The sequence below is a fragment of the Enterococcus villorum genome (assembly GCF_007990225.1).
Classification (GTDB): domain Bacteria; phylum Bacillota; class Bacilli; order Lactobacillales; family Enterococcaceae; genus Enterococcus_B; species Enterococcus_B villorum.
In genome coordinates this window covers 1-16,131 of record NZ_BJWF01000049.1, presented here as the reverse complement: position 1 = coordinate 16,131, position 16,131 = coordinate 1, and the positions used below count along the sequence as shown (strand labels likewise).

Annotated in this window: 9 protein-coding genes, 1 pseudogene and 1 other annotated feature; of the genes and pseudogenes, 6 read left to right on the top strand and 4 right to left on the bottom strand. The window is 36.3% G+C overall.

Translation table 11 applies throughout. From position 1 onward, the window contains the following. Positions 1 to 155: 155 nt before the first annotated feature. Positions 156 to 956 carry an alpha/beta hydrolase gene (locus tag EVI01_RS12200; protein WP_010750202.1) on the top strand — a complete coding sequence of 267 codons (801 nt, stop codon included), beginning with the start codon at positions 156 to 158 and terminating at the stop codon, positions 954 to 956. 104 nt (positions 957 to 1,060) lie between these two features. Here the strand turns inward: EVI01_RS12200 and EVI01_RS12195 are convergent, their stop codons facing one another. After that, entirely contained in the window at positions 1,061 to 1,717 is a 657-nt protein-coding gene (locus EVI01_RS12195; protein WP_010750203.1) for a TetR family transcriptional regulator, read from the bottom strand. A 117-nt stretch (positions 1,718 to 1,834) separates the two neighbouring features. On the opposite strand from EVI01_RS12195, the gene EVI01_RS12190 reads away from it, so the two are divergent. Both EVI01_RS12190 and EVI01_RS12185 read left to right on the top strand, forming a co-directional pair. Next, positions 1,835 to 3,547, top strand: a complete 1,713-nt coding sequence (locus EVI01_RS12190; RefSeq protein ID WP_010750204.1) for an ABC transporter ATP-binding protein — start codon at positions 1,835 to 1,837, stop codon at positions 3,545 to 3,547. 2 nt (positions 3,548 to 3,549) lie between these two features. Beyond that, positions 3,550 to 5,319, top strand: coding sequence for an ABC transporter ATP-binding protein (locus tag EVI01_RS12185; protein ID WP_010750205.1), 1,770 nt, complete (start codon positions 3,550 to 3,552; stop codon positions 5,317 to 5,319). A gap of 197 nt (positions 5,320 to 5,516) precedes the next feature. Here the strand turns inward: EVI01_RS12185 and mnmM are convergent, their stop codons facing one another. From mnmM to EVI01_RS12170, 3 genes are all read right to left on the bottom strand, one after another. Beyond that, on the bottom strand, positions 5,517 to 6,098 hold the full coding sequence (gene mnmM, locus EVI01_RS12180; RefSeq protein WP_010750206.1) for a tRNA 5-(aminomethyl)-2-thiouridylate-methyltransferase MnmM: 582 nt from the start codon (positions 6,096 to 6,098) through the stop codon (positions 5,517 to 5,519). Next, positions 6,098 to 7,054, bottom strand: coding sequence for a tRNA modification radical SAM protein MnmL/YtqA (gene mnmL / locus EVI01_RS12175; RefSeq protein ID WP_010750207.1), 957 nt, complete (start codon positions 7,052 to 7,054; stop codon positions 6,098 to 6,100). Before mnmL ends, mnmM begins: the two co-directional genes overlap by 1 nt. 188 nt (positions 7,055 to 7,242) lie before the next feature. After that, positions 7,243 to 7,884 (bottom strand): phosphatase PAP2 family protein, encoded by a 642-nt coding sequence (locus tag EVI01_RS12170; RefSeq protein ID WP_010750208.1) that lies wholly within the window; start codon positions 7,882 to 7,884, stop codon positions 7,243 to 7,245. 375 nt (positions 7,885 to 8,259) lie between these two features. Here EVI01_RS12170 and EVI01_RS12165 point away from each other — a divergent pair, with 375 nt between their 5' ends. The 3 genes and pseudogenes from EVI01_RS12165 to EVI01_RS12155 form a co-directional block, all read left to right on the top strand. Next, a complete protein-coding gene (locus tag EVI01_RS12165) occupies positions 8,260 to 10,257 on the top strand; it encodes a LysM peptidoglycan-binding domain-containing protein (RefSeq protein WP_010750209.1) in 1,998 nt (665 codons plus the stop codon). Between the two features lie 77 nt (positions 10,258 to 10,334). Beyond that, positions 10,335 to 10,543, top strand: a binding site (T-box leader). Between the two features lie 136 nt (positions 10,544 to 10,679). Next, the gene (gene leuS, locus EVI01_RS12160; protein WP_010750210.1) at positions 10,680 to 13,094 is read left to right on the top strand and encodes a leucine--tRNA ligase; all 2,415 of its coding nucleotides are present in this window, start codon (positions 10,680 to 10,682) and stop codon (positions 13,092 to 13,094) included. Positions 13,095 to 13,910: 816 nt separating this feature from the next. Then, a pseudogene (locus tag EVI01_RS12155) lies at positions 13,911 to 16,131 on the top strand (hypothetical protein); the annotation flags it as partial.

The following is a 16,131-nucleotide window of genomic DNA, read 5'->3' as shown; positions in this document are numbered from 1 at the left end:
CCGCTTCTTTCACGACCTTATCCACGGTGTTCAAAGCATTGCTTCTGCGAAAATTAAGTCCAAAAAATCAAAAATATGAAGAGCAATTTTCAATTTTTTGTTCTTAATTCTTGAAGCAGAACATGATTTTCACAACCTTAGAAAGGATGTTTTACATGGCTTTTATTCAAGCGAATATTTATTCGAATGTTTTAGAGATGGAAGTGAATCTTAATGTGATTCTTCCACAAACGACAAACAAGCTGATTGGAACTAGTTCCCAGCAGGAGACGACGGATGTACCTGTGTTATATCTTCTTCATGGGATGGGAGGTAACCATAGTGTTTGGGAACGACGTACGTCAATTGAAAGATATGTAGCAGATTATGGTTTAGCGGTCATCATGCCGTCAACGGATCTTGGCTGGTACACGGATACAACTTATGATATGAAATACTGGACATTTATTTCTGAAGAACTTCCTGAAATTTGTCATGAGTTGTTTCCACAACTCACTGAGAAAAGAGAAAAAACCTACGCTGCGGGATTATCTATGGGTGGATATGGAGCATTGAAACTAGGTTTAGCAAAGCCAGAAAACTTTTCCGCAATTATTTCTTTATCCGGTGCAGTTTCAGTGGGAAATCGTATGGATGATTTATTGATGATTCGTAAAGCAAAGTTCTGGGAAGGCGTATTTGGTCCTTTAGATCAAATCAAAGGTTCTATTCATGACCCCCAATTTTTACTAGAAGAACTAATAAAAAGCGAGAAAAATGCTCCTCGTATCTATCTGGCTTGTGGAGAATCAGATTTTCTTTATCAGGCTAATCAAGAAATGGCTGATTCATTGAAAGAAAAGGCTGTAGAAGCAACGTTTGAACATGGACCTGGCGAACATAATTGGGTGTTTTGGGATCAATGGATTCAACGAGCATTGGAATGGTTATTTGAAAATAATAAAAAAAACGACTAAATTTCAGTCGTTTTTTTTTTGTCATTGGTGTATTTAGCACTAATTCTACAAAATTTATGACCAAAAAGGCAAAATTATGAAAAGCTATTTTCGTATTTTCGTTTTTATTGATCTTTTTGTAAATTCAACCCTTGAAGATAAGTATTCACACTATCAAGGAAAGTTTGTTTTTCTTCTTCCTCACGTCCATGGGCTGCAATACTTGCTTTTAATCCAGATAGTTCATGATCTTCTACATAGCTTTTCATCGAAAAAATTGCATCTTTTAAGAAATGATTGCCAGAAATAATTTTTTGGCGAAGATTTTGTTCATGTTGGTGATCCATCAACTGCCCAATCAAGAGATTATGCAACGCCGCAACGGCCTGACGACTAAGATTGAGCGAAAAACCCTCTTGAATAAGTATTTGAATCATTATTTCTAAATGTTCAAGGCGAGAACCATAAGAAGGAATGGTATTGATTTCAAGTTCGGCACCACAAGGGAACTGCGTATAAAGATCATAATAATTTTCCATAAATTGAACAAGACGCTCTTGCCATGGTAAGTGAGGATCGGGAATGACTAATTCATTCTCCATAACTTCAGCCATTTTTTGGAGCAATTCTTGTTTGTTTTTGAAATGCCAGTAAAGAGCTGGTGCTTTCACATCGTTTTTTTGTGCAAGATTTCGCATGGAAAGTTTTGATAGTTCTTGTGTTTCTGCCAAAATAGTAAAGGCAGATTGGATAATCATTTCTTGAGAAAGCTTTGGTTCCAAATTTAATCAACCTCTTGTATTGCAATATTTTTTCAAACATGGTAAATTGTTAGTCGGTCTAATTTTACAGTGTTAAATTAAACCTGTCAATTTTAAAAAAAAGGGGTGTAACGACCAATGAACTTAATTTTAAGACATGCGAAAAAATACAAAGTAGCTGCCTTTATTTCATTGTTGTCTGTGGCAGTTATGGTTACAGCAACATTATGGCAACCAAAGTTATTACAACAAGTTTTAGAAGCCATTATTACGGAAGATAATGACAAGATGAGAACCATTGGAGTTTACTTGATCAGTTTAGCCTTATTAGGATTAGCTGCTGGAGTAACAAATACAATATTTTCAGCCAAAGTTGCTCAAGGAGTCAGTGCGGACATTCGTGAAGAAGCATTTCGGAAAATCCAAACTTTTTCATTTGGTAACATCGAACAATTCTCTGCAGGAAATCTTGTTGTACGGTTAACTAACGACATTACCCAAATCCAAAACTTAGTCATGATTTCTTTACAATCGCTCTTTAGAATTCCATTTTTATTCATCGGTGCGTTTATTTTAGCGATGTTGACGATGCCACAATTATGGTGGATCATTGTAGCGCTAATTGTAGCGGTATTCTTGATTACAGCTTTATCATTTACAAGAATGGGCAAGCATTTTACGATTATTCAAAAACTGATTGATAAAGTAAATAGTATTGCTAAAGAAAACTTAATGGGGATACGCGTAGTAAAATCATTTGTTCAAGAAGACAATCAATTAAAAGAGTTTAGTAAAGTCAGTGAAGATTTAACAAAACACAATATCATTGTAGGAACACTATTTTCTATTATGATTCCTTCTTTTATGCTCGCTGCAAACTTAGCAGTCGTAGGAGCGATCTTTTTTGTTAGTGATTTAGCAAAAGACGATCCAACATTGATTGGTGGTATTGCTTCTTTTATGAACTATTTGATGCAGATTATGATGGCGATTATCATTGGTGGAATGATGATGATGATGACCTCTAGAGCTGCAGTTTCATTGAAACGAATCAAAGAAATTTTAGATACAGAGCCAGATTTAACGTATCAAGATGTACCAGAACAAGAATTGACTGGTTCAGTGACCTTTGATCATGTCTCTTTCCGTTATCCTGGTGATGATGCGGATACGTTAAAAGATGTCAGTTTTTCGATTCAACCAGGAGAAATGGTGGGAATCGTAGGAGCGACTGGTGCCGGTAAATCAACTTTGGCGCAATTAATTCCGCGATTATTTGATCCAACGCAAGGAAAAGTGGAAATTGGAGGCGTAGATTTAAGACAAGTAAATGAAAAAAGTTTACGTCGCACGGTTTCGTTTGTATTACAAAAAGCAATTCTCTTTTCTGGGACGATTGCACAAAATCTACGCCAAGGGAAAAAGAATGCTTCTGAAAAAGACATGGAACATGCTTCTGCCATTGCACAAGCACAAGAGTTTATTGAAAAATTAGCGGATCGTTACGAAGCGCCTGTTGAAGAACGTAGTAGTAACTTTTCTGGTGGGCAAAAACAACGACTTTCTATTACTCGTGGTGTGATTGGAGATCCTAAGATTTTGATTCTAGACGATAGTACGAGTGCGTTGGATGCCCGCTCAGAAAAACTGGTTCGTGAAGCTTTAGCGAAAGAATTAAAAGGGACTACAACGATTGTGATTGCACAAAAAATTGCTTCGGTTGTTAAAGCGGATCGTATTCTTGTTTTAGACGAAGGAAAATTAGTAGGTGAAGGAACACATGAAGAATTAGTGGCAAATAATCGTGTGTACCAAGAAATTTTTGAAACACAAAAAGGAACGGAGGAGTAGCCATGACTGATTTAATCAAAGCCAGTAAGTTTTTCTATCATTATTTAAAACGTTATAAGGTCTCCTTTTTCTTTATTTTTATTACAGTGATTATTGCCACCTATCTTCAAGTGAAAGCACCACAGTACATTGGTGAAGCTTTCCAAGAATTAGCTAATTATGTAGGGGCATTAATGCAAGGTGTGGATGATAAGAGTAAATTTATCTCGATCATTTGGAAGCTATTGATGTTTTATGTTTTGGCTAGTGCTGCCAATTTTATTTATAGCATTTTATTTACACAAGTAGTTGGTAAATCGACCAACCGCATGCGCATCGGCTTGTTTAATAAATTAGAGAAATTAACTATTCGCTTTTTTGATTCTCATCAAGATGGCGAGATTCTTAGCCGATTTACAAGTGACTTAGATAATATCCAAAATAGTTTGAATCAAGCACTACTACAAGTAATTACGAATATTGTGTTACTGTTTGGTATTTTGATTATGATGTTCCGTCAAAATGTGGAATTAGCATGGGCAACTATTGCTTCTACACCAGTTGCAATCTTGATTGCAGTGTTGATTATTCAAAAGGCAAGAAAATATGTTGATTTGCAACAAGACGAAGTGGGCAAATTGAACGGTTATATGGATGAAAAAATCAGCGGACAACGTGTCATTATTACAAACGGACTACAAGAAGAAACAATTGATGGGTTCTTAGAACATAACGAAACAGTTCGTAAAGCTACTTTTAAAGGTCAAGCCTATTCAGGACTATTATTCCCGATGATGCAAGGTATGTCTTTAGTAAATACAGCAATTGTTATTTTCTTTGGTGGTTGGTTAGCGTTAAATGGCGATTTAGAACGATCAGTTGCTTTAGGATTAGTTGTGACCTTTGTCCAATATTCACAACAATATTATCAACCGTTGATGCAAATATCTTCTGGTTACAGCATGATTCAATTAGCCATCACCGGCGCAAGAAGATTGAATGAGATGTTTGCTGAAAAAGACGAAGTGAAACCAGCTAATGGAAAATCATTCGATGGAATTGCACAAGGTCTGTCTTTAGAACATGTTGATTTTGGCTATAATCCTGATAAATTAGTGTTGAATGATGTTTCTATTGATGTCAATAAAGGAGAAATGGTTGCACTGGTAGGACCAACTGGTTCAGGTAAGACCACGATTATGAATCTTTTGAATCGTTTTTATGATGTCAACAGCGGGGCAGTTACGATTGATGGTACAGATATCATAGAATATGATTTAGATGCTTTACGTAAACATGTAGGGATTGTTTTACAAGAATCTGTTTTGTTTTCTGGGACGATTCGCGATAATATTGTCTTTGGAAAACCCGAGGCAACAGATGAAGAAGTCATTAACGCAGCTAAACAGGCCAATATTCATGATTTTATCATGAATTTAGAAAAAGGTTATGAAACGGAAGTATCTGAAGAGAATAATTTATTCAGTACTGGGCAAAAGCAATTGATCAGTATCGCTAGAACCATTATTACGAATCCTACCCTGTTGATTTTAGATGAAGCAACTAGTAATGTGGATACTGTGACAGAAGCAAAAATCCAAAAAGCGATGGACGAAGCAATCAAAGGTCGTACAAGCTTTGTGATTGCCCATCGATTAAAAACAATTCTAAATGCTGACAGAATTGTTGTTTTACGAGATGGTAAAGTCATCGAAGAAGGAAATCATCATCAGCTATTAGCTGAAAATGGCTTCTATTCAGAACTGTACCATAATCAATTTGTGTTCGAATAAAATGATGACACAATAGTTTAAAAAAATAAAAAGACTGATTTTGAAGCGTAAGATCAAAATCAGTCTTTTTTCTATTAGTGAACAAACTATTTGTTTTTCTAATCGTACTTTTTATACATAGAGTAAACTTCTTTAATTGTATTGATAATCTTAGAGATTTTATTAATAGTTGAAAGATTATATCTTATATCAACACATTAAAGCGTATCAATTGCTTTTTTTCTTTCCACACAATATAAAATGGGTGGATTATTTTTTTGGTTGATAAATTGATATTTCAAGACATTATATTGTTCTTGAGGCAACGTTTGACAAAATTCTTGTACCATATCAAGTTCTGTTTCTCCACCTTCATGACCATAATAGACCACTATGATCATCCGACCACGAGGAACCAATCGTTTCAAGATTTCTTTCATAGCAATTTTTGTCGTATCAGGTAAGGTAATAATGGATTTATCGCTTTTAGGTAGATAACCTAAATTAAAAATACCTGCTTTGATTGGCTGATTCGTATTAATGACCGTTCCTAGTGTCTCGTGTCCTTGCAACAAAAGTGAAACACGATTCGTTAAGCTGTGAGTATCAAGTTTTTCTTTTGTAGACAGTAGAGCATTTTCTTGAATATCAAAACTATACACATGTCCCGTTCTACCTACTAACTCAGCCATAAAAAGTGTATCATACCCATTTCCCATTGTGGCATCAATTACCTGATCACCAGGTTGAAGGATTTCTTTCAATAATGTATGGCTAAAATGCAAAGCTGTTTGTAGCATCAACAAAGCGCTCCTTTACGAACGTCAAATTTACCTTGATAACTCTTGCGTCGAACTAATTCTTCGTCAATGGCATTCAAGACTTCCCATTTTTTTAAACTCCACATTGGTCCAATTAAAGAATCCCAAGGAGCATCACCGGTTAAGCGATGGATAATGATATCATTAGGGATCATTTCCAGTTGATCACAGATCACATGGACATAATCGGGTCGACTCATTAATTGCAAACGACCTTCATGGTAATCACGAAGCATTCTCGTTTTACGCATCAAATGCATCAAATGAAGTTTGATACCTTGAATATCCGAATCAAGAATCGTTCGACGAACATTTTCTCTCATCATATCTAAGGTTTCACCTGGTAAGCCATTAATTAAATGGGTACAGACACGAATCCCGTGTTTACGTAGTTTTTCCACTCCGTCAAGATAAGTTTGGTAATCATGTGCTCGATTAATCAGAGTAGAAGTCTCTTCAAAAGTCGTTTGTAAGCCTAACTCAACCCATAAATAAAGGCGTTCATTTAACTCTGCTAAATAATCAACGACCTCATCTGGCAAGCAATCAGGGCGTGTACCTATGGATAACCCGACCACACCAGGAAGATTGATGACTTGTTCAAATCGTTCACGGATGACAGCCAACGGAGCGTGGGTATTTGTAAAATTTTGAAAGTAAACGATATACTGAGAAACTTCAGGCCATTTTCGATGCATCATCTCAATTTCTTTATGAAATTGAATGGGCAGTGGGTCTTCAGGAGCGACAATCATATCCCCTGAACCAGAGACACTGCAAAATGTACAACCGCCATGTGCTACCGTTCCATCACGATTTGGGCAATCAAACCCGCCATCAATCGGAACTTTAAAAATTTTGCCACCAAACTCATTTCTTAGTGCATAATTCCATGAGTGATAGCGTTTATTTCCATCTGAGTAAGGGAAATCCATTTATATCCTTCTTTCTAAGGTTGTGTTCTCATATTTTGATTTGGACAGTTAGAAAATCCACACAGTTTTTATATTTTTATCATTAAGAGAGAGCATTTAAATAGTAAAAAAGTTAAATGATTCTCAAGAGGTACATATATTGATTTGTTTGCTCAACTTATTTTACATTTATGAGAAAATATTTCTTTCTACGGGATGGTCACCGCTTTTTCTTTTTGTCTTTTATATAAGGGGTAGGTGAAGAACAACCATGAAAGGCTGAGTAGGTATCCTCCGATAATATCACTTGGAAAATGAACCCCTAAATAGACACGGCTAATCCCAACACTCACTATAATAAACGCTAAAAGAAGTTGAAGCAATGAGCGTAGGAGATTTTTTTGTAAGATTACAGGAAGAATGACTAGCAACGTACCATATAAAATCATGCTAGTTGTAGCGTGTCCGCTAGGGAAACTAGAGCTGTGTTCAGAAACTAAATGCAAAAGTGTCGGGCGCTCACGCATGATTAATAGCTTAATGAGAGGGTTAATGATGCCAGCGACAGAAATAAAATTAAGGGCGAACCAAATTAGTTCTGTTTTTTTCTTTTTCCACCACAATAGAAAAGAAACAAACAAAAAGATAAGAATGACTGTAAGTGGGTTCCCAAATTTTGTCATAAATAGCTGATAGTCATTCCAGTTAGGATAAGTGGTGCGAATCAATGTGGTGAGGGATTGATCAAACCCTGATAGTAAAGAAAGATGGTATTTAACAATATAACCTAATCCTAAAAATATAACGAAAAAACAAGAACCAACCACTTGAAAAGTCGTTTTTTGTTTCATAAACTGCCTCCTCTTCAATAATGATTCATTATATCATGATTCACTAAGTAAAGAATATTCATATATTAGTAGAGAAATGATATATTCCATCAAAAAAGAAAAAAAGGTATTTTTTTGCGTAAAAATGAAGCTAGTTAGGAATTTGACAAGTAATTTTTACGACGTATTTTTGATAATTTAAAAGAGAAAGTTGGATTTCTAGCATAATTTAAAGGGAACAGTATACCAATTTTTTCTTATTTATGAACATTACGAAAAATTACAGTATGATTACAATAAGCGAACACTCTCTTAAATAACTTTTAATAAAGTTTAAGAGAAGTTATAATTGTTATAATAGCATAGAAATTGTAAAGAGAAGTTGGAGGATAGAAGATGGAAAATATTGCAAGGAAAGAGCGAAGACGTCTGGAAGAAACAAAACGTTTTCGTAAAGTAAAACGTAGCGCTGCATTGGTAGGGACTGCAATGGTTGGCTGTTCCGTTGCCGCACCATTAATACAACCTGTTTCAGTCAATGCAGACCAAATACCGGCATTTGGTACAAGGATCAATACATCAGCATTTATTGCTGAAATTGCGACATACGCACAACCGATCGCACAAGCCAACGATCTATATGCTTCTGTGATGATTGCACAAGCAGTCGTGGAAAGTGGTTGGGGAAGTAGTACATTATCACAAGCTCCTTACTATAATTTATTTGGTATCAAAGGAAGTTATCAAGGACAAACGGTTTATATGGATACACTTGAATATCTAAATAATCAATGGGTGACTAAGAAAGAACCATTCCGTCAGTACCCTTCTTTTGCAGAATCTTTTAGTGATAATGCCTATGTTTTAAGAAATACTTCTTTTGGTAATGGCTATTACTACGCAGGAACATGGAAAAGCAATACAAAATCTTATACTGATGCAACATCTTATTTAACGGGCCGTTACGCAACAGACCCAAGTTATGCAAGCAAATTAAACAATATTATTTTAACATATGGATTGACTAAATATGATACACCTGCTAGCGGAAATGCTGGTGGTGGGGCAACAATTGGTAACGGTGGAAGTACAGGAAATACAACAAATACGGGTAGCACAGGAAATACAGGGAATAATACAAGTAATACAGGTACAACCTCAAATACAAGTACAACTTACACCGTGAAATCAGGAGATTCTGTTTGGGGCATTTCTAACTCATTTGGAATCTCAATGTCACAACTGATTGAATGGAACAATATCAAAAACAATTTTATCTATCCAGGACAGCAATTAACAATTAAAGGGGGACAATCAACTAATCCTTCTACGAATACTTCTGGTAGCAATACGAACGCAGGAAGTACCTCTACTTCTGGCAATACAAGTTCATCTTCTGGAGCAAAATATACAGTAAAATCAGGAGATTCCGTTTGGAAGATTGCAAATGACCACGGGATATCAATGAACCAATTGATCCAATGGAACAATATCAAGAATAACTTTGTTTATCCAGGTCAACAGTTAATTGTTTCAAATGGGGGTTCTACAATTAATAGTAGTTCTACCTCAAATACTCCATCAAGTAGTACAAATGGAAATACAACAAGTAATTCGTCAAATTCTACAAACACAGTTTCTGGTACAACTTATACGGTGAAATCAGGGGAGTCAGTTTGGAGCGTTTCGAATAAATTTGGGATTTCCATGAATCAACTGATTGAATGGAATAATATCAAAAATAACTTCATTTACCCAGGTCAACAATTAGTTGTTAAAAATGGTGCTTCTTCTAATACAACAAACAATGCAACATCAAGTAATGTAAGTTCATCTAACACGACAGGACAAAGCACCTATACAGTTAAAGCTGGGGAATCGGTGTGGAGTGTAGCGAATAAACATGGAATTTCCATGAACCAGTTGATTGAATGGAACAACATCAAAAATAATTTTATCTACCCAGGACAACAGTTAGTTATTAAAGGTGGAACAACTGCCACTAGCTCAACACCTTCCACAAATACAACGGCATCAACACCAAGTACTGCCAATACTCCTACTCCTTCAACAGAGGATACGAAGTATACAGTCAAAGCAGGGGAATCGGTGTGGAGTGTCGCCAATAAACACAATATTACAATGGATCAATTGATTGAGTGGAATAATATCAAAAATAATTTCATTTATCCAGACCAACAAGTGATCGTTAAAAAAGGAACCACTCAAACAGCTACACCTCAAAAAGATCAAAAAACTTATACAGTTAAAGCCGGAGAATCGGTGTGGGGTGTTGCCGACAGTCATGGCATTACTATGCAACAATTGATTGAATGGAATAATATTAAAAATAATTTTATTTATCCAGGTCAAACATTGATTGTTGCAAAATAAATAGTGAGTCAATGAAATAATATTTGAACTTGTTTCATTTATTTGTTACTATAAATCTACGCTTTATAAGTAAACAAAAAACAACGCTAGAAAAGGAAGTAGTAAAAAGTCGAAAGTTTTAGAGAGCACATGGGTGGTGGAAATGTGTACGGACACTTTTGAACTCGCCTTTGAGTTGCACCTACTGAACTACTAGTAAGTAGGGGCGGTGACGACCGTTAAAACGTTTGAGGCCTTTTTTGAAAAAGGCAAAGTTAGGTGGTACCACGTAGATTACGTCCTATAAAAAGAGCAATCTTTTTATAGGACTTTTTTGTTTTCTTTTCGCTTAAGAAAGCAAAAAATGAATGAATTTTACATGAATGTTTAGCCAAACTTTAAAGTATTCATGTGGAAGTATAAATGAATCAGGGGGATAGAAAATGAGTTATAATCATAAAGAAATCGAAAAGAAATGGCAAAAATATTGGGCAAAAAACAACACCTTTAATACACATGATGATTCTGATAAACCAAAATTTTATGCGTTAGATATGTTCCCATATCCATCTGGTCAAGGATTACATGTAGGCCATCCAGAAGGTTATACAGCAACGGATATTCTTTCACGTTTTAAACGTAGTCAAGGGTACAATGTATTGCATCCGATGGGTTGGGACGCTTTTGGTCTGCCAGCCGAGCAATATGCTTTAGACACAGGAAATGATCCAGCTGAATTTACGCAAAAAAATATTGAAACTTTCCGACGCCAAATTAATTCTTTAGGATTTAGTTATGATTGGAACCGCGAAGTGAATACAACTGACCCTGCGTATTACAAATGGACACAATGGATTTTTACCAAACTGTATGAAAAAGGCTTAGCTTATGAAGCAGAAGTAGCCGTTAACTGGGTTCCAGAACTTGGAACAGTCATCTCAAACGAAGAAGTAATTGATGGAAAAAGTGAACGTGGAGGGTATGATGTTGTTCGTAAACCTATGCGTCAGTGGATGCTAAAAATCACAGCTTATGCCGATCGTTTAATTGATGATTTAGAACTCGTTGATTGGCCAGAAAGCATCAAAGAAATGCAACGCAATTGGATTGGGCGTTCTGTCGGGGCAAATATTGAGTTTAAAGTAGCAGGAACGGACAAGAGCTACACGGTCTTTACTACTCGTCCCGATACATTATTTGGCGCTACTTATTCTGTTTTAGCACCAGAATTAGCATTGGTTCGTGAAATCACTACACCTGAACAAAAAGAAGCAGTAGAAGCTTACATTGAAGCGACTGCGAAAAAATCTGACTTGAAGCGCACCGATTTAGCGAAAGAAAAAACGGGGGTATTCACAGGCGCTTATGCCATCAATCCAGTCAACGGCAAAGAAATTCCTATTTGGATTGCTGATTATGTGCTAGCATCTTATGGAACGGGTGCCATTATGGCTGTTCCTGCACATGATGAACGGGATTATGAATTTGCCAAGACATTTGATTTAGAAATCCTGCCAGTAATTGCAGGAGGAAATGTGGAAGAAGCTGCGTATACGGAAGATGGTTCTCATATCAATTCTGAATTTTTAAATGGAATGAACAAACAAGAAGCAATCGACAAAATGAATCAATGGTTAGAAGAAAATGGCTTTGGTAAAAAAGAAGTAAGCTACCGGTTACGTGATTGGTTGTTTTCACGTCAACGTTACTGGGGTGAACCGATTCCGATCATTCATTGGGAAGACGGTACCGTCACCGCTTTACCAGAAGAAGAATTACCTTTACGTTTACCAAAAACAAAAAACATTAAACCAAGTGGAACCGGTGAATCACCATTAGCTAACATTGATGAATGGGTCAATGTCGTAGATCCTGCAACTGGGAAAAAAGGACGACGTGAAACGAATACCATGCCACAATGGGCTGGAAGTTCATGGTATTACTTGCGTTATATCGATCCACATAATAAAAAAGAATTAGCCAACTACGAAAAATTAAAACGTTGGCTTCCAGTTGATATTTATATTGGTGGGGCGGAACACGCTGTCCTTCATTTATTATATGCTCGTTTTTGGCATAAGTTTTTATATGATATCGGTGTCGTACCAACTAAAGAGCCGTTCCAAAAGCTATACAATCAAGGCATGATCTTAGGCGAAAACAATGAAAAAATGTCTAAATCACGTGGCAATGTGGTTAACCCAGATGATGTTGTTGCAAAATATGGGGCGGATACTTTACGTTTATATGAAATGTTTATGGGGCCTTTAGACGCTTCAATTGCTTGGAGCGAAAATGGTCTAGAAGGAAGCCGTAAGTTCTTAGATCGTGTATGGCGTTTGATTGTCGATGAAAACAATCAAATGCGTGACCGAATCACTACGTTAAATGATGGGAAACTGGACAAAGTATACAATCAAACAGTCAAAAAAGTAACAGAAGATTATGAAAATCTTCACTTTAATACTGCAATTTCTCAATTAATGGTCTTTGTCAATGAAGCTTATAAAGTAGATGCTCTTCCTTATGAATACGTTGAAGGATTTGTTCAATTATTAGCACCTGTTGCTCCACATATTGGCGAAGAATTATGGGCAATTTTAGGGAATAAAGAAGGTATCTCCTATGCCACATGGCCAACTTACGATGAATCTGCCCTTGTGGAAGATGAAGTAGAAGTCGTTTTCCAAATAAACGGCAAAGTCCGTGGAAAAGCTAATGTTGCTCGTGATTTGGCAAAAGAGGAACTTGAAAAAATTGCGATGGAAAACGAGACAATCAAAGAAAATATAGCAGGAAAAACCGTACGAAAAGTCATTGTCGTACCAAATAAATTAGTCAACATCGTAGCAAACTAAAAAGACTATGAATGGCTGTAAGACTAAGAATAAATGCTCGAAATTTCAAATGCGTGTTTTTGTTAGCTGAGATTTTTCTTTCCTCGCAACATGGCGTTCTTCTTGTTTTGTATAAGAAGGTAAAAGTACTCGCATGAAGGAAATAAGCGAATATTTAAATTTTTAAAATGAAAGTGGACGAAAGGTTAGATTTTTTCTAACGTTTGGTCCACTTTTCTTTCATTTTTAGCTTGGAGAAAATGGAAAGTCAAAAAAGCATGAACAATCATTTTTAGAATTTATTTCTTGAAAGGATTGTTCATGCTTTTTTGAAAGAGAAGACGAACGAAGGAAGAGATTATTTTTCTATACAATTACCGAACTGTCGGGAAAACTAGAAGATAAAAACTACTTTTTGACTTGAAAAATAGTTTTTATCTTTATTTATAAGTTTTTTTGGAGGGAATTTACCATACTATCGGTAAAAATAGGTTTCCTTCTTATAAAAGAATCGTAGATAATTTTAGTGTGGGTGTTTTATGATGTTTGGGGGTGAAGAGACAAAATCACACATCAAAAATTTTTCTATACAATATAGTAGGGGTAACGGAATTGTTTGTGGTTTTATTCGATAACATGGTTATTTATAAAGCAACTACAACAAACTTTTGGGACAGCAAATCGTTCTATTTTTGGAGAAAGTCTATATACATATAAATGTGAAGAGATAATAGCTAGTGCATATCATTAAAAGATAATGGCCACCGATTTCGTACCGTTTTTATTTTGTTTAGGAAAATGAACGAAATTCATACAAAAGAGGGGAGGATCGAATTCTTGAACTTTAAACAGTTAAGAATAATAACAACTTCTTTATTATTATTCCAAAATTTTCTTTTTCCAATCACTGCTTTTGCAGTAGAAGCATCACCTGATACAGACACAGAAGTTGTACAAAGCACACAAACTCAAGAAGAAGCACCAATGAATCAAGAAGAAACTGTGCCTGCGCAAGTAAATGAAGTAGCAGAAACAACAGAAACAACAGAAGCTGTCGCTACACCAGAACAATCTCAAACAGAGCAACCAACTTCTGTTAGTGAAGAAACACCATCAACAGCTGAAGAGGTGCCAGTAGTACAAGGTCCACCAGCTTTAGAAGTACAAACAACCAATGAGGACAATTCTGAGATGCCAGCTGATACGAACCAAACACAATCAGCACCGATCATAGATGTCCCACCATTATTAAGACAAGCAAGAGCAGCATTATTTAACCTGCCTAATCTTGAAGCACTAGAACCAACGCTCAGAGCCTATGGACAGAGTTCCTATATCGTGGGTGTATTGCAAAAAGCAATTAATAATCAACAAGTAACATTAGGAGCTGCAGTTGGTTCCTATCAGACATTAAATATTCCTTTTTCTACCTATTCCAGTGTAACGCAGGATAAGGATAACGGTTGGATTTCTCAAATTGCAAGTAATACAACACAAGCTGAACATTATTATCAAAAGATGTTTTATGGAAATGCGCCAAGTTATCCGAATACATTTGAATTAACAGATCTCGTACGATCCGGTGTTCCTTCTTACTTAGATGTTACGGCAAATATCTCGATCCCAAGTACTTCTAATACACGGGTTCTAAATGTTACGATTACTCGTAAACAAACAACAACGGAAGCAGAAAGTTCTTTTAGTATAAGTGGGAATCTCAAATTAGGAACAACTGCCATAGCAGTTGGTGCATCTTCAGATTATCCGAAAGATATCAAAATTCTGGAGTATACAAATACGACCTTGGGAACAATCAAAGTGAAGAATGAAGCACCAACGCATGCTATCAAATCAGATGTAACCGTCGAAGCGCAAAGAGACAAAGATCTTCCGACAGCAACGATAAAATCATGGTTTTCTACGCTACCATCAAATGCTGACAGCTATACCTATCAGGTAACTTCTGGTCCATCCACTTGGCAACCTGGAACTTCAGGAAAAGCGACAGTAACCGTATCTTCAGGCGGTACAAGCATGGATTATAGTACAAACTACAAGGTAGAAGATACACTACCTCCGACAGGTAGTGCAAAACAAGGAACCTTTGAAGCCAATCGTCATCGCGACTTTACCCAAGAAGAATTAAGCCAACTTGCCACTAATTTAAAGGATAATTGGACGGAACCAAAAAATATGACATTTAAAGCTGCCAGCAAATTATCAGATTTTTCCCCTGGTACATCTACTGTCTTACCGCTATCAGTATTTGATGAGGCTGGTAATGTACTTAATTTAAGAGTAGCAGTTAATATAGTTGATAATACTCCACCAGAAGGAAAACTGAAAGACTCGCTGGTCTATGATTTAGGAAGTGCTGAACCGGATCTGCGTGAACTTTTAGATGGCGAACCGACGGATAATTGGTCTTTACCAGAAAACATCACGCCTTCCATTACCTTTGACAATGGTAAAAAATTCTCAGAATTACCGGTGGGCGAGCATGCATTTACGCTGACACTTACCGATGAAAGTAACAATAGTACAGAGTTAAAAGGCAAGTTAACCATTCGAAGTTCATTTGTGATTCAATCAGATGTCATCGTCGAAGCCCAAAGAGACAAAGACTTATCTCGGGATATTCTTAAATCATGGTTTACTACTTTACCAGAAGATGCGGGTGATTATGATTATGAAGTGACATCTGGACCAGAATTGTGGGCACCAAAAGATACCGGTGAAGCGACGGTGACTGTAAAAAACAAAGAAACAGCTGTCACACAGCAATTTACAACTAACTATTCTGTCAGGGATACGTTGGCGCCTAATGGAAAATTAAAAGATTCACTTGAATTTGAAGAAGGAAGTGCTGAACCTAACCTGCGTGAATTGTTGGACGGAGAACCGACGGATAATTGGACATTACCAGAAGATATGAAGCTTGCAATTACTTTTGAAAATGGTAAAAAGTTCTCAGAATTACCGGTGGGCGAGCATAATTTTACTTTGACACTTACCGATGAAAGTAACAATAGTACAGAATTAAAAGGCAAGTTAACCA

Excerpts from the sequence above, each read along its gene's own strand:
- EVI01_RS12200 (WP_010750202.1), top strand. The coding sequence starts at position 156 with ATGGCTTTTATTCAAGCGAATATTTATTCGAATGTTTTAGAGATGGAA.
- mnmL (WP_010750207.1), bottom strand. The coding sequence starts at position 7,054 with ATGGATTTCCCTTACTCAGATGGAAATAAACGCTATCACTCATGGAAT.
- leuS (WP_010750210.1), top strand. The coding sequence starts at position 10,680 with ATGAGTTATAATCATAAAGAAATCGAAAAGAAATGGCAAAAATATTGG.
- EVI01_RS12165 (WP_010750209.1), top strand. The coding sequence starts at position 8,260 with ATGGAAAATATTGCAAGGAAAGAGCGAAGACGTCTGGAAGAAACAAAA.
- EVI01_RS12170 (WP_010750208.1), bottom strand. The coding sequence starts at position 7,884 with ATGAAACAAAAAACGACTTTTCAAGTGGTTGGTTCTTGTTTTTTCGTT.
- EVI01_RS12190 (WP_010750204.1), top strand. The coding sequence starts at position 1,835 with ATGAACTTAATTTTAAGACATGCGAAAAAATACAAAGTAGCTGCCTTT.
- EVI01_RS12185 (WP_010750205.1), top strand. The coding sequence starts at position 3,550 with ATGACTGATTTAATCAAAGCCAGTAAGTTTTTCTATCATTATTTAAAA.
- mnmM (WP_010750206.1), bottom strand. The coding sequence starts at position 6,098 with ATGCTACAAACAGCTTTGCATTTTAGCCATACATTATTGAAAGAAATC.